A 969-nucleotide genomic window follows, 5' to 3' on the forward strand; every position below is an offset into this window, starting at 1 on the left:
CCGCTGATGATCTCCAAGGAGGTCTTCAACAAGCTGCCCAAGGCCCAGCAGGACATCGTCATGGCCGTCGGCGCCGAGCTGGAAGTCTTTGCCCGCGATGCCGCCAAGGCTGACGACCAGGCCGCCGCCGCAATCTACGCCAAGGCCGGCGCCAAGGTCTACGACATGGACGAGCCGACGTTGAAGAAGTGGCAGGCCATCGCACGCGACACCGCGTGGAAGGACTTCGGCGAGAAGAACGAATCCTGCGCCGCCATCCTCAAGGCCGCTCAGAAGCTGCTGTGAGCACGCCATGAGTCACGGATTCGAAATGGGACCGGCGGCGGTCGCCGGCATCGACCCAGACACGCCCGCCCTGCTGCGCCCCATCGCGCGCGGCTTGAACTTCATCAACCACGCCATGGTCGTGCTCGGCATGCTGGCCCTGCTGGTGGCGTCCTGCGTGCTGACCTACAGCGTCGTGTCGCGCTATGTGATGAAGGCGTCGACGGATTGGCAGGACGAGGCGGCGGTTTTCTGCCTGGTCGGCGCCACCTTCCTGTGCGGCGCCTTCGTGCAGTCGCTGCGCGGCCACGTCGGCATCGAGGCCATCGCCGGCCTGCTGCCCCGCGCCGTGAACCGCCTGCGCCTGATGCTCGTGGACCTGATGGGCACCGCCTTCTGCGCCTTCTTCGCCTGGAAGTCGTGGACGCTGTTCCACGAGGCCTGGGTCGACGGCCAGACCACCTCGTCTTCCTGGGCGCCGCCGCTGTCGATTCCCTACGGCCTGATGTCCGTGGGCATGACGCTGCTGAGCCTGCAGCTGCTGGTGCAGCTCACGGCGCGCGTGAACGGCCTCTTCAAATCCAATTCAGGAGTCGCAGCATGAGCATGCTCGTCCTCGGCTCGCTGYTCGGCGTCGTCACGCTGCTGTTCATGTTCTCGGGCGCGCCGATCGCGTTCGCGCTCGGCAGCGTCGCGGTGCTGTTC

1 protein-coding gene and 1 pseudogene are annotated in these 969 nt (G+C 66.4%); both read left to right on the forward strand.

Features of this window, described 5'->3' with window-relative positions; genetic code table 11:
- Positions 1–285, forward strand: a pseudogene (locus AC1DU6_RS32895) (TRAP transporter substrate-binding protein DctP); the annotation flags it as partial.
- 7 nt (positions 286–292) lie between these two features.
- Positions 293–868, forward strand: a complete 576-nt coding sequence (locus AC1DU6_RS32900; RefSeq protein WP_457322080.1) for a TRAP transporter small permease — start codon at positions 293–295, stop codon at positions 866–868.
- The last annotated feature ends 101 nt before the right edge of the window (positions 869–969 follow it).

The sequence above is a fragment of the Roseateles sp. P5_B10 genome (assembly GCF_056400485.1).